At 33.2% G+C, this 23,620-nt stretch carries 24 protein-coding genes; 7 read left to right on the forward strand and 17 right to left on the reverse strand.

What is annotated here, in order from left to right:
• The 3 genes from SOR77_RS03595 to SOR77_RS03605 form a co-directional block, all read right to left on the reverse strand.
• Positions 1-774 (reverse strand): 5-oxoprolinase subunit PxpA, encoded by a 774-nt coding sequence (locus tag SOR77_RS03595; protein WP_320635817.1) that lies wholly within the window; start codon positions 772-774, stop codon positions 1-3.
• A 547-nt stretch (positions 775-1,321) separates the two neighbouring features.
• Positions 1,322-2,590, reverse strand: a complete 1,269-nt coding sequence (locus SOR77_RS03600; protein WP_320635818.1) for a M18 family aminopeptidase — start codon at positions 2,588-2,590, stop codon at positions 1,322-1,324.
• Entirely contained in the window at positions 2,583-3,119 is a 537-nt protein-coding gene (locus SOR77_RS03605) for a DUF3783 domain-containing protein (protein ID WP_320635819.1), read from the reverse strand. The genes SOR77_RS03600 and SOR77_RS03605 overlap by 8 nt, the downstream gene beginning before the upstream one ends.
• Before the next feature lie 52 nt (positions 3,120-3,171).
• Here SOR77_RS03605 and SOR77_RS03610 point away from each other — a divergent pair, with 52 nt between their 5' ends.
• Both SOR77_RS03610 and SOR77_RS03615 read left to right on the forward strand, forming a co-directional pair.
• Positions 3,172-4,074, forward strand: a complete 903-nt coding sequence (locus SOR77_RS03610) for a DMT family transporter (RefSeq protein WP_320635820.1) — start codon at positions 3,172-3,174, stop codon at positions 4,072-4,074.
• Positions 4,075-4,142: 68 nt separating this feature from the next.
• Positions 4,143-4,769 carry a hypothetical protein gene (locus SOR77_RS03615; RefSeq protein WP_320635821.1) on the forward strand — a complete coding sequence of 209 codons (627 nt, stop codon included), beginning with the start codon at positions 4,143-4,145 and terminating at the stop codon, positions 4,767-4,769.
• A 47-nt stretch (positions 4,770-4,816) separates the two neighbouring features.
• Here SOR77_RS03615 and SOR77_RS03620 read toward each other — a convergent pair whose 3' ends face one another.
• The 11 genes from SOR77_RS03620 to SOR77_RS03670 all read right to left on the reverse strand — a co-directional run bounded on the left by SOR77_RS03620 (position 4,817) and on the right by SOR77_RS03670 (position 14,752).
• Positions 4,817-5,977 carry an amidohydrolase gene (locus tag SOR77_RS03620; protein ID WP_320635822.1) on the reverse strand — a complete coding sequence of 387 codons (1,161 nt, stop codon included), beginning with the start codon at positions 5,975-5,977 and terminating at the stop codon, positions 4,817-4,819.
• A gap of 18 nt (positions 5,978-5,995) precedes the next feature.
• Positions 5,996-7,393, reverse strand: coding sequence for a YfcC family protein (locus SOR77_RS03625; protein ID WP_320635823.1), 1,398 nt, complete (start codon positions 7,391-7,393; stop codon positions 5,996-5,998).
• Between the two features lie 266 nt (positions 7,394-7,659).
• Positions 7,660-8,628 (reverse strand): dihydropteroate synthase, encoded by a 969-nt coding sequence (gene folP, locus SOR77_RS03630; protein WP_320635824.1) that lies wholly within the window; start codon positions 8,626-8,628, stop codon positions 7,660-7,662.
• Between the two features lie 167 nt (positions 8,629-8,795).
• Complete coding sequence (locus SOR77_RS03635) at positions 8,796-9,239, reverse strand: Hsp20/alpha crystallin family protein (RefSeq protein WP_320635825.1); 444 nt, start codon at positions 9,237-9,239, stop codon at positions 8,796-8,798.
• Positions 9,240-9,333: 94 nt separating this feature from the next.
• Positions 9,334-10,197, reverse strand: a complete 864-nt coding sequence (locus SOR77_RS03640) for a hypothetical protein (RefSeq protein WP_320635826.1) — start codon at positions 10,195-10,197, stop codon at positions 9,334-9,336.
• 51 nt (positions 10,198-10,248) lie between these two features.
• Positions 10,249-11,259 (reverse strand): 3D domain-containing protein, encoded by a 1,011-nt coding sequence (locus SOR77_RS03645; RefSeq protein WP_320635827.1) that lies wholly within the window; start codon positions 11,257-11,259, stop codon positions 10,249-10,251.
• Positions 11,260-11,502: 243 nt separating this feature from the next.
• Complete coding sequence (locus SOR77_RS03650; RefSeq protein ID WP_320635828.1) at positions 11,503-12,123, reverse strand: CoA pyrophosphatase; 621 nt, start codon at positions 12,121-12,123, stop codon at positions 11,503-11,505.
• Positions 12,120-13,241: a patatin-like phospholipase family protein gene (locus SOR77_RS03655; RefSeq protein WP_320635829.1), complete on the reverse strand. Its 1,122-nt coding sequence runs from the start codon at positions 13,239-13,241 to the stop codon at positions 12,120-12,122. Before SOR77_RS03655 ends, SOR77_RS03650 begins: the two co-directional genes overlap by 4 nt.
• A 19-nt stretch (positions 13,242-13,260) precedes the next feature.
• Positions 13,261-13,710 (reverse strand): large conductance mechanosensitive channel protein MscL, encoded by a 450-nt coding sequence (gene mscL, locus SOR77_RS03660; protein WP_320635830.1) that lies wholly within the window; start codon positions 13,708-13,710, stop codon positions 13,261-13,263.
• Positions 13,707-14,141 carry a deoxycytidylate deaminase gene (locus tag SOR77_RS03665; RefSeq protein WP_320635831.1) on the reverse strand — a complete coding sequence of 145 codons (435 nt, stop codon included), beginning with the start codon at positions 14,139-14,141 and terminating at the stop codon, positions 13,707-13,709. The genes mscL and SOR77_RS03665 overlap by 4 nt, the downstream gene beginning before the upstream one ends.
• Positions 14,138-14,752, reverse strand: a complete 615-nt coding sequence (locus SOR77_RS03670; RefSeq protein WP_320635832.1) for a ribonuclease H family protein — start codon at positions 14,750-14,752, stop codon at positions 14,138-14,140. Before SOR77_RS03670 ends, SOR77_RS03665 begins: the two co-directional genes overlap by 4 nt.
• Positions 14,753-14,852: 100 nt before the next feature.
• Between SOR77_RS03670 and SOR77_RS03675 the strand changes: the two genes are divergently transcribed.
• Complete coding sequence (locus tag SOR77_RS03675) at positions 14,853-15,746, forward strand: fructose bisphosphate aldolase (protein WP_320635833.1); 894 nt, start codon at positions 14,853-14,855, stop codon at positions 15,744-15,746.
• 26 nt (positions 15,747-15,772) lie between these two features.
• Here the strand turns inward: SOR77_RS03675 and SOR77_RS03680 are convergent, their stop codons facing one another.
• Both SOR77_RS03680 and SOR77_RS03685 read right to left on the reverse strand, forming a co-directional pair.
• Positions 15,773-16,750: an aromatic acid exporter family protein gene (locus SOR77_RS03680; protein WP_320635834.1), complete on the reverse strand. Its 978-nt coding sequence runs from the start codon at positions 16,748-16,750 to the stop codon at positions 15,773-15,775.
• 49 nt (positions 16,751-16,799) lie between these two features.
• Positions 16,800-17,648 carry a MerR family transcriptional regulator gene (locus SOR77_RS03685; RefSeq protein ID WP_320635835.1) on the reverse strand — a complete coding sequence of 283 codons (849 nt, stop codon included), beginning with the start codon at positions 17,646-17,648 and terminating at the stop codon, positions 16,800-16,802.
• A 106-nt stretch (positions 17,649-17,754) separates the two neighbouring features.
• Here SOR77_RS03685 and SOR77_RS03690 point away from each other — a divergent pair, with 106 nt between their 5' ends.
• Positions 17,755-18,918: an MFS transporter gene (locus tag SOR77_RS03690; RefSeq protein WP_320635836.1), complete on the forward strand. Its 1,164-nt coding sequence runs from the start codon at positions 17,755-17,757 to the stop codon at positions 18,916-18,918.
• 142 nt (positions 18,919-19,060) lie between these two features.
• Here the strand turns inward: SOR77_RS03690 and SOR77_RS03695 are convergent, their stop codons facing one another.
• Positions 19,061-20,605 carry an AbgT family transporter gene (locus tag SOR77_RS03695; RefSeq protein ID WP_320635837.1) on the reverse strand — a complete coding sequence of 515 codons (1,545 nt, stop codon included), beginning with the start codon at positions 20,603-20,605 and terminating at the stop codon, positions 19,061-19,063.
• 231 nt (positions 20,606-20,836) lie between these two features.
• Here SOR77_RS03695 and sdaAB point away from each other — a divergent pair, with 231 nt between their 5' ends.
• The 3 genes from sdaAB to SOR77_RS03710 are packed head-to-tail and all read left to right on the forward strand — an operon-like array spanning position 20,837 to position 23,606.
• On the forward strand, positions 20,837-21,505 hold the full coding sequence (gene sdaAB, locus SOR77_RS03700) for an L-serine ammonia-lyase, iron-sulfur-dependent subunit beta (RefSeq protein WP_320635838.1): 669 nt from the start codon (positions 20,837-20,839) through the stop codon (positions 21,503-21,505).
• Complete coding sequence (gene sdaAA, locus SOR77_RS03705; protein ID WP_320635839.1) at positions 21,506-22,384, forward strand: L-serine ammonia-lyase, iron-sulfur-dependent, subunit alpha; 879 nt, start codon at positions 21,506-21,508, stop codon at positions 22,382-22,384.
• A gap of 1 nt (position 22,385) precedes the next feature.
• Positions 22,386-23,606, forward strand: a complete 1,221-nt coding sequence (locus SOR77_RS03710; RefSeq protein ID WP_320635840.1) for a dicarboxylate/amino acid:cation symporter — start codon at positions 22,386-22,388, stop codon at positions 23,604-23,606.
• Positions 23,607-23,620: the final 14 nt, after the last annotated feature.

Genomic DNA, 23,620 nt, shown 5'->3' on the forward strand with positions numbered 1-23,620 from the left:
TCACTTTATAAATTCATCTACAGGCTTTATTTCAATTCCCGCTTCAATTAAACCTGCTCTTATCTGTTGAACAAATTCCATTGCTTTTGGATTATCTCCATGAACACATATAGAATCGGCTTTTATGTCTATATCTGTTCCGTCAACAGCTGTAACTTTTCCTTCTTTAATCATTCTTATAACCCTTGGCAATGCATCCTTTATATCTTTTACGAACGCTCCCGGTTGAGAACGATTTACAAGTGTTCCATCCGGATTGTATCCTCTATCAGCAAAGACTTCTTCACTTACTCTAAGTCCTCTCTTCTTTGCCTCTTTTGCTATGTAACTTCCGCTTAAAACCATTAAAATTATATCTTTATCTAAAGCTTCTATACCATCTATTATTCCTGCTGCCAAATCAGGATCAACGCAAGCTTTATTGTAAAATCCTCCGTGCAATTTCATATGCTGTAATTTTGTGCCATTAGCTTTAGCAAATGCCATTAAAGCGCCTGTTTGATACAACATATAATTTTTAGCCTCTTCTCTAGTTATAGTCATGGCTCTTCTTCCAAATCCCAAAAGGTCCGGATAGCCAGGATGTGCTCCAACTTTTACCCCATTTTCAATTGCAAGCTTTACAGTTTTGTCCATAATCATAGGGTCTCCTGCATGCCAGCCGCAAGCCAAATTTATGCTGCTAACATACTTTATGATTTCATCATCCATTCCCAACTTGTAACTTCCATAACCTTCTCCTATGTCACTGTTCAAATCAACATAAAATTCCATATTTTGATTCCCCTCTACTATAGAATTAAGAACAAATTAAATTAGAATACGTTTTCACATTTATTTTATTTGTTCTTAAACTAATTTTATTATCTTTACATCTTCATTGCAATACTATGTGTAAAAAATATTTTCTGTATTTAATTTTTAAAATCTTTTTTACACTTTAATTTTTTATTATGCTACATTTTAATTTACTACCATGTTATAATCATTTTAATAGCAAAATATATTTAAGGAGATACTTTTATGAGAAATGTAAAAAAAATATTATTTTATATCTTTGTATTTACTTTAATTTTATCTTATAATCTTTTTAATAAACGCAGTAATATTTACTCACACCTATCCCATTCTGAAAAAGTATCCTTACTTGGCACTAGAGTTTTAATTTTTTCAATTATCTCAACTATATTTTATTTAATAATGGACAAATTTTTCAAAAAGCATGACTAAGTACATATTAGAGCCTTACTCATATTATTAGTATAAAATTTAATTTTATTTGTATATTAAAAATGGACTGTAAAAAAACAGTCCGTTTTTGTTATTTATAGAATTCTTTAAAAACATTTATAAAATGAGCAACGTCTGAAACTCCTGTAAGCTCTCTTGCTGAGTGCATACCTAGCGTGCTCATACCTATGTCTACAGATTTAATAGCTATTTGTGATTGTGAAATAGGCCCTATTGTAGAACCTCCCTTTACATCACTTCTGTTGTGATAAGTTTGGAATGGAACCTTGGCTTTAGTACACATATCTATAAATTTTCCAGCGCTGTATGCATCTGAAGTATATGATCTACTCGCCGCATATTTGATAACCGGACCTCCACCTAGTATCGGTTGATTAGTAGGGTCTGCTTTTTCAGTAAAATTAGGATGTACTGCATGAGCCGCATCGGCTGATATCAAGAAAGAATTTTCTAAAGCTCTTAGATATTCTTCTCTATTTGCTCCAAGTGCTATTGCAACTCTCTCAAGAATCCTGCCGAGCACTGGCGAATCAGCTCCAGCATAAGATGTTGAACCAACTTCTTCATTGTCCGTTGCCAAGAACACATTGATCCCTGATGCATTCGACTCTAAAAGAGCTATTAAGCTTGTATAAGCCATAAATAAGTTATCCTGTCTTCCTTGAGAAATAAATTCTTCTTTAAGACCTACTAATTCTCCCTTAGCTGTATCATAGATGTATAAATCGTAATCTAAAATATCTTTAGAATCTATTCCCTTTATCTTTGCCATCTCATTTAATAGCAAGTCTTCTTTCATCTCTTCACTATCCAATGCCACTAGAGGTAATGTGTGTTTTTGAGCATTAAATTCAAATCCTTTGTTAACTTCTCTGTTCATGTGAATTGCCAAAGATGGAATTGTAAAAATCGGCTTTTTAAAATCTATTAGTTCAGTTACAATTTTTCCTTCTTTAAAAAAACTAATTCTTCCGGCTGCTGATAAAAGTCTATCCATCCAAGTATATAAAATTGGTCCTCCATAAACTTCTGTATTCAATATGATATTTCCGGCACTTTTCATCACAGGGTTTCTCTTTATTCTAAATGTCGGAGAATCGGTGTGAGAACCTATAATTTTAAAACCATCTTCTAATTTTTTATCGCCTATGTTAATTGCAAGAAGAGCTGTATCATCTATTTTCACATAGAATTTTTTACCATTTAATTTAAACTCTTCCTCTAACTTCAATTCCGTATAATCATTTTCAACTAACAAGTTCTCCATATTTTTAACTGCGAAATGTGCAGTCATGGACTTGTCTATAAAATTCACAAGGCCTTCTACTCTGCTATTCACCTAGTGCCTCCTTTAGTCTATTATATCTTGGCAGTATATCCTCTTTCTCCACACCATTTATCTCTCTAATAGAAAGGGCATAATCTATTGCCTCTCTAAGTTCAGAATTACCTACTGTATCTAATTTCTTTTGCGCTTTCTTAGTTAGTTTACCCAATTGATTAAACAATTGAACAACTTCGTGTTCATCTTTTATATGCTCTAATAAATAAGAAAATTTCCAATCTTTTGAAGTTTCGGTTATCACTGCTTTATACGGAACAACCACTTCCTTTTCTTTAAGTGCCATTAGATAAGATTGTAGAATATTTCTATCTAAATCTCCGAATAATAACATCTCTACTTTCGGAATATCAATATAATCTACATCTTCTCTCTCATAACCTTCAAGATTAAATAATGCAGCTACCTTTTGCTCCAAATCTTCTTGTCTAACTTCATTTGTCTCAATTCCAAATTTTTCAGCCACAGTTATTACTTTTTCAAGACGCTCTGCGTCAAATCCATAATATAGAAGTTGTTTTTTCATATTTTCCCCTTCCTTAGTCTATGTATAGTATAATACACTAAGGTGATTTAAAATGGAAATACATGAAAAGAATAATTTAAAATTGGGATACCTTTTGACAATACTTGGAGCTGTAGCTTGGGGTTTTTCAGGAATATGTGGCGAATACTTAATGCAGAGCAGCCATATGGACACCGGACTCATAGTAAACATACGACTTATAATTGCAGGACTTTTACTAACTATACTATCTATAGTAAAGTATAAAAAAGAATCCCTATTAATTTTTAAAAATAAAAAAGACTTACTTAATTTAATAATATTTGGTGTTTTTGGAATACTCTTTTGTCAATATTCCTACCTGTCCGCTATAAAATATACCAATGCTCCAACTGGAACTGTACTTCAATTTTTAAGCAGCGGAATAATCGTTGTCTATGTTTGCTTAGTTGAAAAGAGATTTCCTAAAATCATAGAAATTTTAGCAATATTCCTATCCTTGCTTGGAGTTTTTGGACTTGCAACTAACTTCAGTTTAAGTGAATTAGTAATAAGTCCTTTAGGACTGTTTTGGGGAACAATGGCAGCAATCAGCGTAGTTGTTTATACACTCATACCAATTAGCTTAATGCTCAAATATCCGAAACTTTCAGTCATAGGCTTTGGAATGCTCGTCGGTGGAATTGTATTTACCATTTACCTACAACCTTGGAAATTTGTAGTACCAACTGACTTTGTATCTCTATGGGCGCTATTTGGAATTGTATTTATCGGAACCGTCTTTTCTTTCTCTTCGTTTTTAATTGGAGTTAGTATTGTCGGTCCGGTTATGGGAGGTCTTATAGCCGGTCTTGAAGCTGTTGCCTCACTTATTTTTTCAATAATCCTATTAGGACAGACATTCACAATTCAAGATTTAGTGAGCATTGCTCTTGTAATGTCTTCCATAGTAATCTTGAGTTTTAAAAAAGATTAAACCTTGCTAATACATTGAATTTACAAACTTGTGAGTTCAATGTATTATATTCTTATGGAGGTGTAAGTATGAAAAAATTAATTTTTTATATTTTTTTATTATTAATTTTACTTAATTTAAGTGATTGTAAGAATACTTACCCAGAAGAAGATAATCAAATATCATTAGATTCTTTCTACGACGTAAAATATATTCCGACGTCTTTTGATAATGTTAAAGGTTTTAAGGAAATTCGTAATAATACTTATATATCTGATGAATATTCCGAATTGCAAATGTTAGAAAATGACCTCAATCAAAAGTTCCTACACTCAAATTTAACAGAAAACAATGATGTTGTATATGTATTAACGAGAGAAGAAACTATGAGCCAATTGTTTATTCTACCAAAAACATATGATAAAGATGCCGATGGTATGCCTGTAATAATTTCACCTAATAGTTCTCCTAGTATCACTGTAAAATGGATTAGTGATAGTGCTCAAGATCCTGTTCCTAATGAGCTTTTAGGTCTATTGGAAAAAGCTGAAGAGTATTCATTGAAAGGTAACGATATACTTATCGTAAAAACCATTTCTAATAACCCTTTTTATTCAGCATTTTTTAAATATGAGGATAAAACTTACAAATTAGACCACTTCTCAGATTTAGACACAATTAAATCTTATATAAATAGTTTCTTTGAACAAATATAAATTAAAAGCTAACGGATTCATTTACTAAATCCATTAGCTTTTGTTAGTTATTGTAAATATTTTAAAGCATATCTTACAAAATATTCTATTCCAAGTTTCATTGCTCCCTCGTCTATTTCAAAATACTCATTGTGTTGAGGGAAATATCCCTTATCTCCTGCTCCGCCTAACAATAAAAAGCAACCCGGTATATTCAAAAGATATTTTGCAAAATCTTCTCCGCCCATCAGTTTAGGATAGTTTTCGATATAATTTTCTCCAAACACTTCCCTTGCTATTTCAATTCCAAATTCAGTAGCTTTTTCTTCGTTGACTGTAGCGGGTGTTCCATCGTGATAGTCCAAAGTGATTTCTGCTCTTGTAGTAAGAGCAACTCCGGCTAATATTCTCTCTATCTGTTCTTTATATCTTGCTCTTAGTTCATTGTTAAATGACCTTGTAGTCCCTTCCAAATGTGCCATCTCAGGGATTACATTCTTAGAATTTCCAGAGTTAAATGCCGTCACGCTTATAACTTGTGGCTCCAATGGGTCGTTTTCTCTGCTGACTATAGTTTGAAGTGCATTTACTACCATAGAGCCTGCCACTATTGGATCTACCGCCAAATTAGGTGTTGCTCCATGTCCGCTTATGCCTTTTATATATATGTCAAAAGTGTCTGCCGATGCCATAATCGGCCCAACATTTAGCGACGCCTGTCCTGACTTGATGCCAGCCCATATATGAAGTCCTATTATGTTATCAAGCGTCTCAATTTCTTTTTCTTTAGAAAGATATTTTGCTCCGGAGTCTTGTATAAATTCTTCAGCCGGTTGAAAAACAAAAACTATTTCTCCATTAAACTTATCTCTCATTTCATTTAATACTTTAGCCGTTCCAAGCAATACAGCTGCGTGTACATCATGTCCGCAAGCATGCATCACTCCGCTGTTTTTAGATGCATATGGCAAATTAGTCTCTTCTTTTATCGGAAGAGCATCTATGTCCGCTCTTATACCAAGTCTTTTTCCGGTACTTTTCCCGCAAATCTTGGCTATAACTCCCGTGTCTTTTACAACTCTGTACTCTATACCCATGCTTTGAAGTTCATTTTGAATCTTCTTAGCTGTGTTGAATTCATTCCAAGACAGTTCGGGATTTTCATGGAAATATCTTCTGAGTTGTATTGTATAATCTTCGACACTTAGTATTTTATCTTTTATATCCATAGTTTTCTCCCTCGTAAATTAGAATGGTCCGTAGTTGATTTTTACAGCTATGATTAAAGATATAATCGCAACTACAAATAAGATTGCGAGTAATTTCCAAACAAATTTATACCATCTGTTAAGTGGAATTTTTGCAATTGTTAAGAACATTAAAAGCGTGCCGCTTGTAAACCACAAACTGTTTGTCAAACCATCTCCAAATTGGAATGCTAAAATCATAGTTTGTCTTGTCATCCCTATCAAATCTGCCAAAGGAATCAGTATAGGCATAAGTGCTGTGGCCTTTGCAGAACCTGATGTGATAAGACCGTTGAATAGTGAGATTATAAACATAACGGCTATAGGTGTGCTAACTGCACCCATCTTACTCAACGGTTTAGAAAGTGCATTTATTATAGGGTCGATTACTCCACCGGAGTTCAACATCCATTGAATACCCCTTGCAAGTCCTATTACAAGCGCCGGTCCAAGGCCGTCCTTAGCTCCGGCAATAAATCCGGAGATAACTTCATTTATATTCATTCCGTTTATTATTCCGCCCATTACTCCCGCAAAGAAGAATGCTGCGCCTAAATCGTTCATGCTCCAGCCTTTTGATGAAACACCAACTATAGCTGCTATAAAAGTTCCTAAGAACACTAAAAGAGATAACTTTTGTCTACCATTCATCTCGGCACTCAATTCATCTGAAAAATTAATCCTAAAACTTGAATCGTCAATTCCCTTCATATATGAATTGTTAGGGTCTCTCTTTACACTTCTTGCATATCTAAGTACATAAATTTGCATAATTATGTTAAATATTACCAATAGTATAAATCTAAATGCAAATCCTGAAAACATTGGCAGCTGAGCTACTTCGTGTGAAATCCCAACTGTATACACGCTTGATGGAGATACAGAGAAACTTATCATATCCACCATGGCTGAACAAGCTATCCCCGTCATTACATCATATCCCATTGCCAAACAGAGCGAGATAATTATAGGTATGAACGGAACTATCTGTTCATTCCAACCTAAAAATCCACCCAAACACCCGAACATAACCATTATTAAAGACAATATTTTTTCACTGCCAAATCTATCTGCCTTGGATAGAAGTGCAGATACCAGTTTGTCTATTGCATCTGAACGCTTGTATATCTCTATACATCCAGCCACCATCATAACTACAAACATCATAGATGCTGATGATGTCAAACCTTCCGGCACAGCTTGGAAAATAGCTTGCGGTCCTAAATAAGTTTTTTCTGTAGCATGAAAACTATTTGCTATTACAGTTGTAACTCCATTAACTTCTTCTCTTTGGAATTCTCCCGATGGAACTAGCAATGTCAAAAAATAACAAAAAACAATTACTAAAAATATAATTACAAATGCATCAAATTTTATCTTTTTCCTATCTTTATTCATTTTATCCTCCTTATCTTATTAATTGTTTTTTAAGCTACCTACCCATAAAAATATTTTCGCTTCACCTCCCCCTATAAATTTTTTGTCTTTAAAAGTGGTTTGAAATCAAAATGTTAAATTAAAATTTCAATCTCGATTTCATCCTTTATTTCATTATAAATCTAAAGAGTTTATATTTCTATAAAACTTTAATTTCACTCATTAATCATAATTTTATATTAAAATAGAGCTGATCTCATAAAAGTCAGCTCATGATCTTTAAAATTTTATTTATTTTTATACGCCCCAAAATTTATATCTTGCATTTTATCTGCCATTCTCACGCTATCTGAAATACAAGATGCCATCAAGTGAGGTTTTATAGTGTGAACTCTTAAAACTTCAACACCCTTAAATGCAGCTATAGATGTTAAAATAGCAGAACTTTGATCTCTGTTTATACTTCCTTCTTCCGTTTCAAAATCTGTCTCAAAACTATTTTCATCTAAGATGTTCATTATAAATCTCTTTCTTGATACTCCAAGGAATGTAAAATATCCCATTTCTCTTATAATGTCTATCTTGTTTATCAACTCTAAATTTTCTTTTTTTGTAAGTCCAAATCCTATACCCGGGTCAAGCATAATTCTTTCTTTAGATATACCATATTTTTCAGCAAGTTCCAAACTTTTTTCAAAATATTTTCCCATTACTTCCACAATGTTCATAACTTCATACGATTTTAACTCTGCTTCTGAAAATACTCCGTCTCCTCCAAATTTAGGAAATACTTTTGAACTTGGATGATTAGGTCTTGCTATTACAGGATTAAACATAACTATTGCTCCGACATTTGATTCTCCTATTACTTTCGCCATGTTTAAATCCCCCAAGAATCCGGTTATATCATTTATTATATCCGCTCCTGCTTCAATTGCCGCCTTAGCCACTTCACTCTTCCATGTATCCACTGAAATCGGAACATCAACTGCTTCTTTAATCGCTTTAACAGCCGGCACAACTCTCTTTATTTCCTCTTCAATTTCCACATAAGTACTCCCCGGTCTTGTGGACTCTCCCCCAACGTCTAGCATAGTTGCTCCTTCAGCAACTAATTCCTTGGCTCTCTTAACGGCATTTTCTATCTCGTAATACTTTCCGCCATCTGAGAATGAGTCCGGTGTGACATTTATTATTCCACATAAAATTGTCTTTTCTCCACTTACAATTTTTTTATCTCTATAGTTAAAATCCATCGTACTTTAAACTTCCTTTCGTTCTAAAACCTAAAATTATAATTATTGTGAATAATATAATTCAAAAAAATTTTTGTCGATAATTTTATTTTATACCTATTAAGTCTATAGAATATCCACAAATTAAAAATATGACTCCAAATCTCTAAAGACTTGGAGTCATATTTTTAATCAATTTGTATATTTTTTACTCTTTGCAAGTCAGCTTTTTTAGGAATTTGTATATTTAACACTCCTTTATCTAAGCTTGCCTTGATATTTTCTTCATCTACATCTTTAAAATACATTCTTCTTGAAACTTTGGACATCTTTCTTTCACGATGAATATAATTTTTAGACTTATCACTTTCATCAATTGCCTCTGACTTCTCAGCTTTTAATGTCAATCTTCCTTCGTCAAATTCAATGCTTATATCTTCCTTTTCGAATCCCGGAAGCTCAGCTTCTACAGTGTACTCATTGTCATTTTCAATTATGTCTACCTTGAAAGATTCCATATTAGTTCTCTTTGATGGAAACTCTTCATTAAAGAATGAATCCATCATGTTGTAAAAATCTTCAAAACCCCTATTTTGTAATCCAAATCCATTTCTTCTAACTAAATTTGTCATTTTAACATCTCCATCTATAATATATTTAGCACTCTCTTATCTCAAGTGCTAAATATATTATAGAACTAAAGTCAAAGAAAGTCAAATATATTTTTTACCTTCTTTTACTTTTGTTTTTATTATTCGAAATTTTCATACTTCTTTTTAATTTGATTAGTGTACTTACTAAATCAAATGCAATGGTTAAAATTAATAGATAGTAAACTATTCTGAGTTGTGTTTCATAAAAATACATTTTGAGTATTGTGCTTAGCAAAATCAAAGCTCCTACATCTGTTATTACACTTAGCGTAGTGATAAATTTTCCATAATATACTTCGGATATCCTACTTATATCCCTTAAAACCAACATGAAAAATATTATTTGTAATGCTTTTGTAAGTGCTTCTTCTGAACTTAAACTAGCATAGATTATACTCAAGAATATAAATAAACTGAATACACACATAAATAGATACTCGCCATTATTTTTAGTGTATCTTTCTTTTGAATAATACAGTTCTTCTATAGAGAAGTCTTTTACAAGAGAGCTCATCATTCTGATATTCTTAACTCTCTCCGATATGAAACTGCTAAGTACTCCCGTTATAAAAACTGTCAGCAATAAAATTTTAACTGAGTTTATAATTCCGGTCTTGTTTTCAAATCCGCCAATAAATTTATAAATTATTGTAGCCAATATGATTTCTAAAGCCATTATCTTCAAATACTTAAAAAATATCTCATAATTTTTCCCTGAAATGAGTATATTTTGTTTGACTTCATACTTGGTTGAAAAATTATAAGGGCTTCCAAGCGTCAATAGAAAAGCTTCTAATTCTTCGTATGTATAATCCTCTCCCAGTTCACTCTCTATTATTTCGTTTAAATCATTAGTCGCAGTTATAGAGTTTTCATAGCTCAAATACTTTACCATTTGATTTATATATCTATCCAACAAATCCGATTTTTCTCTCATACTTCCTCCTAAATCGGATTATAACATAAAAAGGAGCCTTTCGGCTCCTGTCTAATCTAATACGTAAACTTTTACATTCCTTCTTCCAAACTTATTTGCTTGAGCATTTGTATTGTAAAATAAATCTATTCTATTTCCTTTAATTGCCCCACCTGTGTCTTCTGCTACAGCATATCCATAAGTTGGGAATCCATCCATTGACTCTATATATAATTTTGAGCCAAGCGGTATAACTCTTGGATCTACAGCTACTGCTCCAACTCTTGCTCTTGTCCCCATAGCTGTCTTCGAACCAGCTGTTGGGTCATAAGCTGTTGCTTGCATAACTATGACTTTTTTTACATTTCTTCCTTGTAAAGAAGAGGATTGCTCTTCTTTAGGTTTATCTTTAGTACCTTTTTCAACAATGGTATTTACAGGTTCTTGAGATACAACAGAATTTATTACATCTATTGAAACCATTTGACCATTTACAAAAGTATGTTGTACTGTGTCTGTTTTCTTACCAACTATACCTTGTTGGATAACTTTTTCTTCACCTTTAAACATTTCAGGATTTTCTCTTACTTCTGTTTCAAAAGGTATATCTGTTTGCACATCAAAAGCTTCTCTGTTGACTCTCTCTATAACTATTAGAGTGTCCGGTTTAACAGGTGTATTCATAGCCGGTGTAACAACGTCATCTTCATCTACGTTTACCTTTAAATTCTTAAGTATTTCTCCGACATTGTCTCCTATGGCCTTTACTGATTTTACTTCTGCTCCATCTTGAAGCTTATAGTTCTTTGGTGCCTTTATTATTATGTCCATATCATCAACAAGCTTTGTATCTAAACTTGGTTCAACGACTTCTTTGTCTTTTAATTCTATTCCTTCATTTTCTAAAAAGCTTCCTACTGTCGATGTATATGTCACTACTTTGCTTTCTTTTCCATCTATAATAAGACTTACTTCCTTGCTCATTATAGTGTTAAAACCTAATGTGAATGTCGAAGAAAGAATAATTGCTCCCATCGCAAAAGTTAGTGCTTTCTTCTTCCACTCTCCATGATTTAAACTCATAACTCCTCCTACTCTAAAACGGTTACTGATTTGTAAATTTTGTAATCGTTTTGTAACTACTTTCTGACTTTGTTAGTATATAGGAGTTTTATAAATTTGTCAATAATTTGTAACCTTTTAAAATTTTTTGAATATCTGTCCCACAAATTTATTTTAATTTTCAAGTTTTCCGGTATTATTTGTGACTATTTCCCAAAAAGTTTAATAATTATTCTTGCAAATTGGTTTAAAGTTACTTTTATTTCACATTGTTTTTTGTTTTAACATTTGTATAAATGTGTAGGTAAGTTTAGCTGTGAATCCCCAAATTATTTTGTCCTTATATCTATAAAAATAAATTTTGTCAGTTCCTCTTTTAAATTTATAATTCTTTCCATTTGGAATTAAGTCATAAGGAAAGTCTTCTGAACTCTTAACTTTTAAATCGACTTCATATATATTGGGTTCATTTTCTAAAAAATAAGTGAGAGGAACGCAAAATATTGAATCAACTTCATCTCTACTTGGATGTATCTTACTCGCATCTAAATTCAATTTTCCAATTGTAGAATAAATTATTGCGTGATACGGATTGACTAAATAGTCTCCTTCTGATATCACTTCAACCCTATCTTTTGTGATACACAATTCTTCAGAGGTCTCTCTTACTGCCGCTTCAGCCGGATTTTCCCCGCTTTCTATCTTTCCGCCCGGAAAACTTATCTCACCGGGCTGATTTCTCAGCTCTTTACTTCTAACCTCATATAATAAATGTATTTCATTTCCAACTTCTATTAGTGGAATTAATACACTATAGCTATTTTCCACTTCTATGGGTTTTGGCTCATAGTCTTTAAATATTTCTGAAATCTCTTCTAACTTCATCTTAACACCTTATTCATTAAAATCTTGATGTTGAATACACTCAATAACTCTTCAGGTAATTTTTCAAAATCTCCTCTTGCTTTTAAAATAGTACCTAGCTGTTCTATATCATATATCTTTAAGTAATCTATGTTGTGCTTATTGGCAAAGTATTCAAACAATCCGGTCAAAACTTCAGAATATTTATAGTTACTTTCAAGTTTCAAACTTACAGCTATAGATGGTATGAATTCTTCATAGAATTTTCTATACTCTGACTCAAATTGAAGATTTGAATACTCCTTTACCTTTTCAAAATATAGTTCTCTTAAAAGCTTGTCAGCTTCAACTTCATCAAATGGTTTCACATAGTATTTCTTGCCCAAAAATCCCTTGAACTTCTTATATGTATCAAAATACCCTATCCTTATAAGTTCCTCTGATTTATTTGGGTTGAAGTCCATAGTTTCAACATATTTTTCGCTCGGTGCAATTACTATGGCATCGCTTGGTATTATCATATTTCTAAAATCATTTGGATTTGCTCTTATAATAACCGGTCGCATTCCCAATCGTTCAACCATATTATATGGAATTTGATTTGCAAAACCCCCGTCTAGATATGACTTCCCATTTATCAATTCTCTTTTAAAAATCGGTAAGTAACAAGAGGCTATTATATAATCTCTAAGTTGTCCTTTCGGAATATCTTCAACAAACTTTTCTTCAACAACTCTATCTGTCAAATTTATAGTTACAAGGCCAAATTTCATTTTTGAATTTCTTACTTTATCTTCATCTATGTATTGATAAACAAAATTTCTAAGTGGTTCAATTGAAATTCTCTTGCTATTTAAGTTGTCAATTAACTTTTTAAGATTGTGAAACATATTGTTTGTTTGCTTTTCCGAAACTATCTGAGCAACTTCTTTGCTATCATAATAATCTGAAAGTCCCGTATTCCTCCAAGCTTCCATAGCCACATTAGCTTCTCCCATAGCTATCATAGCTCCATTTATTGCTCCAATTGAAGTCCCAACTACCGCATCAAACTTATATCCAAGTTCCTTTAACGCAAAATAGGAACCTATTTGATAGGCTCCTTTTGCTCCTCCACCTTCTAAAACTAATCCAAGCATAATTCTTCGTTCCCCTCAATTAGTTAAGCTCACTTGTACAATGAGGACATCTTGTAGCATCAATAGCAACTTCACTCTTGCAATAAGGGCAAGTTTTTGTTGTTTGTGCAGCTTCTTCCTCTTCTTTTTCAAATCTCTTTTTAACTCTATTAATTTGTCTAATCATAATAAAAATTACAAGTGCAATTATTAAAAAGTTTAAAACATTGCCAATAAACGCTCCTAGTCCCATAACCGGAGCTCCTGCTTCTTTAGCTGCGGCAAGAGTAGCATGCTTTGAACCGTCAAGAGTTATAAACATATCGTCAAAATTAATACCACCTGTTATATATGCGATTACAGGCATTATTACATCATCTACTAATGAAGTTACAATTTTACCAAATGCTCCACCTATTATAACTGCAACAGCAAGGTCCATTACGTTTCCTCTGGCAATAAATTCCTTAAATTCCTTTATAAAACTCATTTGTCTCTCCTCTCTAACTTCTTCAACTCTACATTGTTATCCTTTATAAGTTTTAGAGCATAGTCATCCACTCTATATGCATCCCTATAGTATATGGCAGTTATGCCGGCTTGGATTAGAGCTTTTGTACAGTTTAAGCAAGGAAAGTGAGTGACGTATGCAGTACAACCTTTTACACTTATACCCTCTTTTGCACAATATAAAAGAGCATTCATCTCAGCATGTATTGTTGCAATACAATGTCCGTCTCTCATAGTATGTCCTATCTCATCACATTGTGGATTCCCAGCCAACGAACCATTATATCCCGTAGAAACAATTCTGTGTTCGTTATTTACTATTACACATCCCACAAATGCTCTGTCACAAGTTGACCTTGTGGCTACCATCTCTGTTATTTCTAAAAAATATTCATCCCAACTTTTTCTCATTTTGCACCTTTTGCAAGCTTATCTGCAAGTTCGTTAAACTCAACTCCAGTATGTGCTTGCACCTTTATAAATTCAACTGTTATCTTGTCCTTTACACTAGAATAAAAATCTCTGTACTCCTGAGTTGATTTCTTGTTCGCTTTCCAACTTCCAAGAGCCCAACACTCTATGCCCATGTAATCGTAGTGAAGATATATTTTTTTATATCCAAGCTCTAAAGCTCGTTCAATTGCAACTTTAGAACCCATTATCTCTCCTGCAACATTTCTCATTGAAGCATCTTCTGCTTCGAAAAATCTCTTGCTGTCAGTTTCTATTACATTCACTCCGTCAGTCAGTACCATTCCATAAGAGTAGCTTTTTTCATTCTTGTCATAAGAACCGTCAACATAAGCTATTATCTCTCCATCAGATATAGAACTCACTATCTCTGATTTATTATCTATCTTTTTTTCTAAATGAGTTTCTCCACCTATAAAGGCCTCCGCTTCAGAAAGTGTTGGAAATTTTTTGTATACTGCTCCGCCGAACCCAAGCACTTGTCTTTTGCACTCATTCCAAGTGGTGAATACTCCTGTCTGTCTTCCTTTTTTTACTGCGTAATAATTCATAATACTCCTAAATTTTATTTGTCTTATTGTATTATATTAACCTTTATTATACAACACTTAAGGTTTATGATATACTTAAAATAAATAAAAGGGGGATAAAATGAATCAAAATCAACTCGAACAAATGAAATCTAAAGACGGATTTATCGCCGCTCTTGACCAAAGTGGTGGATCTACTCCAAAAGCACTTAGACTATACGGAATTGAAGAAAGTAGCTACAATAGCGAAGAAGAAATGTTTGAACTTGTTCATGAAATGAGAACAAGGATTATAAAAAGTCCTGCTTTTAACGGCGAAAAAATCCTTGCTACAATACTTTTCAAGAGAACAATGAATTCTAAAATTGATGGCGTTTACACTGCAGACTACCTATGGAATGAACTTGGAATAGTTCCTATTTTAAAAATTGATGAAGGTCTTGATGAAGAAAAAGATGGCGTTCAACTTATGAAAGAAATGAAGGGTCTTGATGAACTTCTTGAAAATGCAAAAGAACGTGCTATATTCGGAACTAAGATGAGATCAGTTATAAAAGAACTTAATGTTGAAGGAATCAAGGCTGTAGTTGCTCAACAATTTGAATATGCTAAAAAAATTATGGCAGCCGGATTCGTTCCTATCATCGAACCGGAAGTAGATATTCACTCTGAAAAGAAAGCAGAAATAGAACAAGTTCTTCATGATGAACTAAAAGCTCAACTTGAAGTTTTAGATTCTGATTCAAGACTTATGTTCAAACTTACTCTTCCTGAAAAGAATGACCTTTATGAAGACCTGTACGACTTCGAACAAGTTGTTAGAATAGTAGTACTTTCAGGCGGCTATTCAAGAGAAGAATCTAATGCGAGATTAAAGGCTAATCACAGATTGATAGCTTCTTTTTCAAGAGCACTTTCTGAAGGATTAAGAGCTGACCAAACTGATGAAGAATTCGACAATATGCTTCAAGCATCAATCGATTCAATCTTCGATGCATCTGTAAATAAAAACTAGCTAAAAAAGAGAGGGTGCCCTCTCTTTTAATTTATTGTGGATTTTTTAGCTTCTATCACATCATCATAAGCATTTCTAACATCTACAAACTCTTTAAACTCTAAGTAAGCCCTAAATAATGTAGACCTTTTTTCAAACTCATCTCTCGATTCAGGTAATGGTAAATTTCTATATCTGTTGTAGAGCTCTTTTAATCTATTAATTATAGTGTCTGTTAATTCAGCCTCACTATTCTTTTCATTTTGTAAAATCATCAATTCTGCAAGGCCTGTTCCCTGTGTAAACTCTTGAGGCATATACTTTAAGTTTTCAAACATGCGTCTTAAAATTCTAACTTGCTCAACACGCATAGTCCAATAACTCATTAAATCGGCACTTTCTTCATAAAACATATTTTCTCGCTCATTCCTCAGCAATGTCTCTGCCAATTTGAGGTCATTGTCTAAAATATTAAACACAACTTCACCTTTCATCAAAGGCATATCTTGTGTAATATAATTTGCATAGTGAACTAAAATAGACCTTATTTTTCCATCTATCTTATTCAAAACTTCTTGTAGTTCTTTTGAAACAGATGGGAAATATAAGTTGGCTACAATTGCAAATCCTGAACCAATAACCATGAGCGCAATCTCATTTAATATCAAACCTAAATCAACTCCATTTGATAACAATAAATGAGTTACAAGCACACTTGACGGTCCAAGTCCTATATCAATTTTTAATGACAAAGAAATTGGCACAAATAACATTAAATACAATACATATGCCCAAAGATTATACCCCAAGATCATAAAACACATAGTTCCTATTCCCAATGCCAGTATTGCCGATGCTATTCTATTTATAGCACCTTTGTAAGTTGCCTCTCTAGTGTCCATCACACTTAGTATTGCTATTATTGCTGCAGCTGAAGAAGACTTAAGCCCCAATAATTCTGCTATGAACAAAGATATTCCCGCCGCCAAAGCTATCTTTATAGTTTTTAATCCTATTATATTCATAAATTCACCCAAACTCTATTTACCCTTTGAGATTGAGTTTACACAAATTTTAATCCAAATTTCCATACTCCTCTATAAAAAGTTCATTTGCAATTTCAAGTTTCTTATAAAATTCATCATATTTTTTACTCAAAACTCTCATATTTGGAATAAATACATCATAAAATCCATTTTCCTGATTAAAAGATTTAAAACTTTCCATTAACTCATAGCCAATTGAACTTTTATATTCATTAGACTTTCTATATTCTAAATAAGCTTCTATCTGTTCTCTATTTTTCAAGAAGTTCTCAGGATCTTCAATGCTCTTAATAGTTTCACTTTCCGCTATCTCAAGAATTTCCATATTAGGTGTAGCCTCTAAAAACTTGCTCAGTTTATCAGAAATTGTAAAGTTTGGCATATTATCTAAAAACTCCATGACTTTTTCATACGCTCTTTTCTGTTCTTCCGTTACAATTTTTATCTCAAGAAACTTTGAAAAATGTAAATATAAATATCTTCCGTAATGCCCCGGAAATTTTTCAATCAGCATTTCTGAAATATAACTGTTTTTCTCTAAAATGTTTAATAGTTCTTCAATCTCCTCAAATTTAGACCCATTTGATAGTTTGTGAAGTAGTTCAGCTCGAATAGATTGACTTTTTAATTCCAAATCCTTTTTTATTGAAATTTCATCTAACTTTTTCTTTCCGTACTTTAAAATCTCTCTTATCTCTTCAACTTGCAAATTCAATTTTCTGTACACATAGATATCTCTTAAAACTTTTACATCTTCTTGTGAATAATCTCTATATCCGTTTTCTAATATTTTTGGACTCACAAGTTCTTTCTCTGTATAATACACAATTGCCTTTTTAGTTAGCCCAGTAATTTTTGCAACTTCATTTATTAACATATTATCACCTCTATCTAAATGATAATCTCACCTCCAATGTATCAGTCAACTAAATATTTTCTTTGTTATCTTATATATTTTAAATTATAATAATCTTGAGGTGTTTATGAAAAATCTTAAATTAAAATATATTTTAACTCAATCAATTTTTTGGATGTTGATGGCTTGTCTGACATCATACATCAATGTTATCTTGACCGGTCGTGGAATAAGCGTTTCAAATATCGGAATAATAGCAGCCGTCGGTAGTGTAATTGCAGCTTTCTTTGGACCATTTATATCTCAACTATGTGAAAATTCAAAGAGCAAAACCGAACGCGAATACATGCTGATTGTAATTTTAGTTTCAATCATATCTCTAATACTTTCACTATTGTTTCGCAGTCCAATTATCACAGTGCTCATTTTAATTTTAATTCCCAATGTGTTAGTTTTATCTCTTCAACCATTACTGAACAGTCTTGGAATGAATTATATGCAACTTGATAAAAATATAGACTTTTCAAAAGCCAGGGGAATAGGAGCTTTTTCGTATGCAATATGTTCTCTAATACTTGGTAAAATGAGTGTCGGAAACTCTGATATGCCCATAATATTTTCAATCGTACTATTTGCATTGTTGTTCTTCATAATGTTATCTCAACCGCACTTAGAAAATATAAACTCCCTACATACTTCAAGCGAAGCAGTCGAATCAGATATTCCATTTTCCAAAAAAGAGGCCACAGCAGCCATCATAGGGGTTATTCTATTATTTGTATTCTATCAAATAAACCACTCATTTATGCTTCAAATAATGGAAAACTTGGGTGGAGATTCGTCTCACATGGGACTTGCCTTTTCAATAGCAGCATTTTCTGAAACCGTAGCAATGTTTGCTCTGCCAAAAGTATTGGGAAAATATAATCTGATAAAACTGTTTAAGTTTTCAGCTGTTATGTTTATAGTAAAGGGGATCTTGACTTATTTTGCCCCAACCGTTGGAATCTTGCTTGCCGTTCAACTTTCTCAAGTAGTGGGATTTGGAATTTTCACTCCTGTTTCAGTTTATCTTTTCAGTAGAAAATTTCCACCATCTATGAGAATTAGAGCCCAAGGATATCTCACAAGCTCAATCACGCTAGGTGGCGTGTTTGGATTGTTAATTGGAGGAATACTAGTTGAAAATTTAGGAATAGCAAATACAATTTTAATTTCCATGCTCTTCGCCTTAACAGGTACAATATCTATTTTTACAATCAAAAATATAAATCAAAAAGGTAGTGTGTAACAATAAAATATTTTTGACACACTACCTTTTTTAATTTTGATGGTTAATTTATTTGATTATATTTCTTTTCTCTCTTATAAACTCATTTCAAGCAATCTTATATAAAAATAATAATGAAAATAAAGCTCCTAAAGGAAGATTTTTACATAAATATAGTTCCACCAATACCAATTGGTAAATTGAAAGCATAGAATACTGCCATCAACGCTGTCCAGAATACTAAGAATGCCAGTGAGTATGGAAGCATCATTGAAATCAAAGTTCCAAGTCCTGAATCTTCGTCATATTTTTGCATAAATACTACTATCATTGCAAAGTAAGTCATAAGCGGTGAAATAATGTTTGTTGAAGAGTCACCTATTCTGTAAGCAACTTGTGTAAGCGCAGGAGAGAATCCCATTTCAAGCAACATTGGTACAAAGATTGGAGCCATGATAGCCCATTTTGCTGATGCTGAACCCATAAACAAGTTTATGAATGCTGATAACAGAATAAATAATATTATCAGTGGTAATCCTGATAGACCTGCTGACTTAAGGAATGCTGCACCATTGTATGATATGATAAGTCCTAAATTTGTCTTACCAAAATAAGCTATAAATTGTGCTGCGAAGAAAGAAAGCACAAGATATCCTCCCATTGATTTCATAGCTGATGTCATAGCCGCTACTAAATCATGAGTAGATTTTATCTTTCCTATAGTCTTTCCATATACAAGACCAGGGATTAAGAATAAAAGCATCATCGCTGGAATTAATCCATAATGTAAGAATTCATTTAAATCCATTTGTCCTGTTTTTTCGTTAAGTGATTGGAAAAGTGCTCCTTGTGGGAACATCAATACTCCCATTATGATTACATATCCAATAAGAGCAATCATAGCGTTTCTGATACCTTTTACTTCAATGTCTGTAACGTTATCAGCTGCTTCAGCTTCATTTATTGCTCCAACATATTTTCCTAAGTTTGGCTCAACAATTTTATCAGTAACGATTGTTCCAACTACTGTTAAGAATATTGCTGATACTGCTAAGAAATACATATTTGATGTTACTGGTATTGTTGTGTCAATTTGAGCAGCTTTTAAAGCTTCATTTGTGATGTTAGTTAATAGAGGGTCAGTTGTACCTAAAATTAAGTTTGCTGAGAATCCACCACTTACTCCGGCAAATGCTGCTGCAAGTCCTGCTAATGGATGACGTCCTGCAAGACCAAAAATTAGTGCTCCTATTGGAACTACAACTACATACCCTGCATCTGATGCTACGTTTGACATAATACCTGCGAATACTACTATTGGAGTAAGTATTTTAGGATTTGCATTTAAAAGTGCTTTTCTTAAACCTGTGTTAAATAATCCTGTCCATTCACAAACTCCAACCCCTAACATTGCTACAAGCACCGTTCCAAGCGGAGCAAAATCTGTAAAGTTTTTAGTTGCTGAATTGAAGATATATCTTATACCCTCTGCATTCAATAGTGATACAGCACTTTTGGTAACCTCTTCCCCGGCCTTAGCATCGTAATATGTTACCGGTGTTCCATACTTTGCAACAAAGTGCGAAGCTATTACTACAACCACTGAAAGAATAAAAAATATTATTGCAGGGTGTGGTAGTCTATTACCTATTACTTCAACACCTTTTAGAAATCCTTTGACTTCTTTTTTGTTGTTTGTAGATTTCATACTCTACCTCCTCCTTTTGTTTATAATAAAATTATACAGGATATTGTTAACTCTTCATAGCATTTAAGTTAAATTTTATTTATAAGGTTTTAAATCTTCCTAATAAACTTTGATTGTAAGCTTTAATTTTTAAGAACATTTTTTATATCCACTTTATTATCTGAAAGCAAAATTTCCTTGCACTTATTCCAATAATCAAATTTTCTGATATAATAAATTTGGAGGTGTTATATGACAGATTATAGTGCATTTGAAGTCATGGGCCCCATTATGGTCGGCCCGTCAAGTTCACACACTGCCGGAGCGTGTAAAATTGCAAACGTTGCCGTCGATATTGTGAGCGAAGGTTTTAATAAAGTTGAATTTCAACTTCACGGTTCTTTTGCACATACTTATAAAGGACATGGAACTGACCGTGCCTTAGTTGGTGGAATTCTTGGCTTTGAGCCGGATGATGACAGAATTAAAACATCTTTTGAAATTGCTGAAGAATCCGGATTAAATTATATATTTACTACTATAAATCTTGGTGAAAATTATCATCCAAATTCTGTAAAAATAATTTTTTCATACCCTGATAGAGATGAAGAATATGTAATAGGCTCTTCTATTGGTGGTGGAGCTATGAAAATTGTAAACATAAATGGAATTGCCATCGAGTTTAGAGGGGAGTATTCAACTATATTGCTTGAATATCCTGAGCAACGTGGTGTAATATCTTACGTCTCTTCACTGCTTACAGGAAATGATTACAATATTGAATCTTTAAATACTAAGAAGAATAAATTGACTAATGTTGTAACTTTAACTGTAGAAATCGACAAGCCGCTTACAGACAGTTTAAAATCTGCAATACTCGGTGTCGAAAGATTTATAACAGCTAAATATGTGGAGGTATAGATGTTAAACACAGCTCGTGAAATAATAGATGTGTGTAGTGAGAGAGGCATTAAAATCTACGACTTAGTTCTTGAAGAAGAGATTAAAAATTCTCACACTACTGAAGAAGAAATAAGAAAAAACCTTGACGAGGTAATTGATGTAATGTACTCCTCGGCAACTAAAAATTTAACTAATTCAGATGTAACTGAATACAAGATGATTGACGGATTTGCAAAGACTACCTATGAGTATGCAACTTCCGGGAAATCTATAATTGGCGACTTCCTTGCAAAAGCTATGGCAATGGCTTTTTCCACAAGTGAAGTAAATGCCTCAATGGGAAAAATCGTAGCTGCTCCAACTGCAGGCTCTTCCGGAATCATGCCGGCAATGTTGGTCGCCGCTTCTGAAAAATATAATTTTGATAGAACCACTATTCAAAACGGCTTCCTTACCTCAATAGGTATAGGTCAATTGATAGCCAAGTATGCAACTTTTGCCGGAGCCGAAGGTGGTTGTCAAGCTGAATGCGGTTCCGCTTCCGCAATGGCAGCTTCTGCCCTTGTTGAAATGCTGGGTGGAACTGTTGAGCAAGCTCTTCACGCTGCAAGTATCACAATAATTAACGTGCTTGGACTTGTATGCGATCCTATAGCCGGTTTAGTTCAATACCCTTGTACTTTCAGAAATGCATCCGGAGTAATCAATGCATTTATCTCTGCAGACTTAGCTCTTGCAGGTGTTGAAAGTTTAGTGCCATTTGATGAAGTGGTAATAGCAATGGGTGAAGTTGGAAATTCCATGATTGAAGCCTTAAGAGAGACAGGACTTGGCGGGCTTGCCGGAAGTAAAACCGGTCAAAAAATTAGAAGAGATTTCTTGAAAGAAGGAGATTAATATGACAGAGAAAAAGACTTTTAAATTAGGATTAATTCCAAAACTAATCATCGCTATAGTTTTGGGTACATTAGTAGGCCTAAATTTACCTGAAGTTGTAACTAAAATAGCTGTTACTTTCTCATCAAACTTCGGTAAATTCCTAGGATTTATAATCCCATTAATGATTATTGCATTTGTATCTAAGGGCATTGCAGACTTATCTGAAGGCGCCGGAAAATTACTTCTTGCCACCGTAGGACTTGCTTATGCTTCAACTCTTATAGCAGGTACACTCTCTTACACTATGGCTAGTAATATATTCCCAAGTTTTATTTCAACTGAAATGGTTGATAAAATTCAATCAGCAAGTGAAAAAACTCTTGAAGCTTTCTTTGAAATTCCACTTAAACCTGCTATTGATGTAACAGGAGCTCTTGTTCTTGCTTTTATGATAGGTTTATGTGTATCAATTATTCGTCAACATGGAGATGGTGAAGGCTTTTATAAACTTATAAATGAATTCAATGCTATTATCAACTTAGTACTTGAAAAGGCAATCATACCACTTCTACCATTCTTTATATTTGGTAACTTTGCAAATATGGCTTACTCCGGATCAGTATTTGCTATACTTTCAGTATTTATAAAAATCTTCGGCTGCATAATAGTGCTACATATTTTATATATTTGTGCTATGTTCATAGTTGCCGGAGCTTATAGTAAGAAAAACCCTTTTGCTTCTCTTAGAAAAGCAGTCCCTGCTTATTTAACAGCAATTGGTACTCAATCATCAGCTGCAACAATTCCTGTCAATGTTGAATGTAATAGAAAAATTGGTGTAACTAGACAAATTAGAGAATTTGTAATTCCTCTATCTGCAACTGTTCACCTCCCAGGTTCTATGATTACGCTTACTGCATGTGTATTCACGTTACTACACATGTATAATATGCCTCATTCATATGCCCTTATATTAAAATTCATTGCCATCCTTGGCGTTGCAATGGTAGCTGCCCCGGGGGCTCCAGGTGGAGCCGTTATGAGTGCTCTTCCATTCCTGCCTGTAGTAGGTATAGCTTCTGAATCACCACTTGCTTCAATCTTGATTTCACTTTACTTAACTCAAGATTCTTTCGGTACAGCAGCTAACGTTACAGGCGACAATGCTGTATCAATGATGGTAGAAAAATTCTATTACAAACATATAGTTAAACGTCCTATTCCAACAGAAGAAGACTGATTTATAACTTGAGA

It is taken from the genome of Peptoniphilus sp., assembly GCF_034090345.1.
In the GTDB taxonomy this organism is placed as follows: Bacteria; Bacillota; Clostridia; order Tissierellales; family Peptoniphilaceae; genus Peptoniphilus.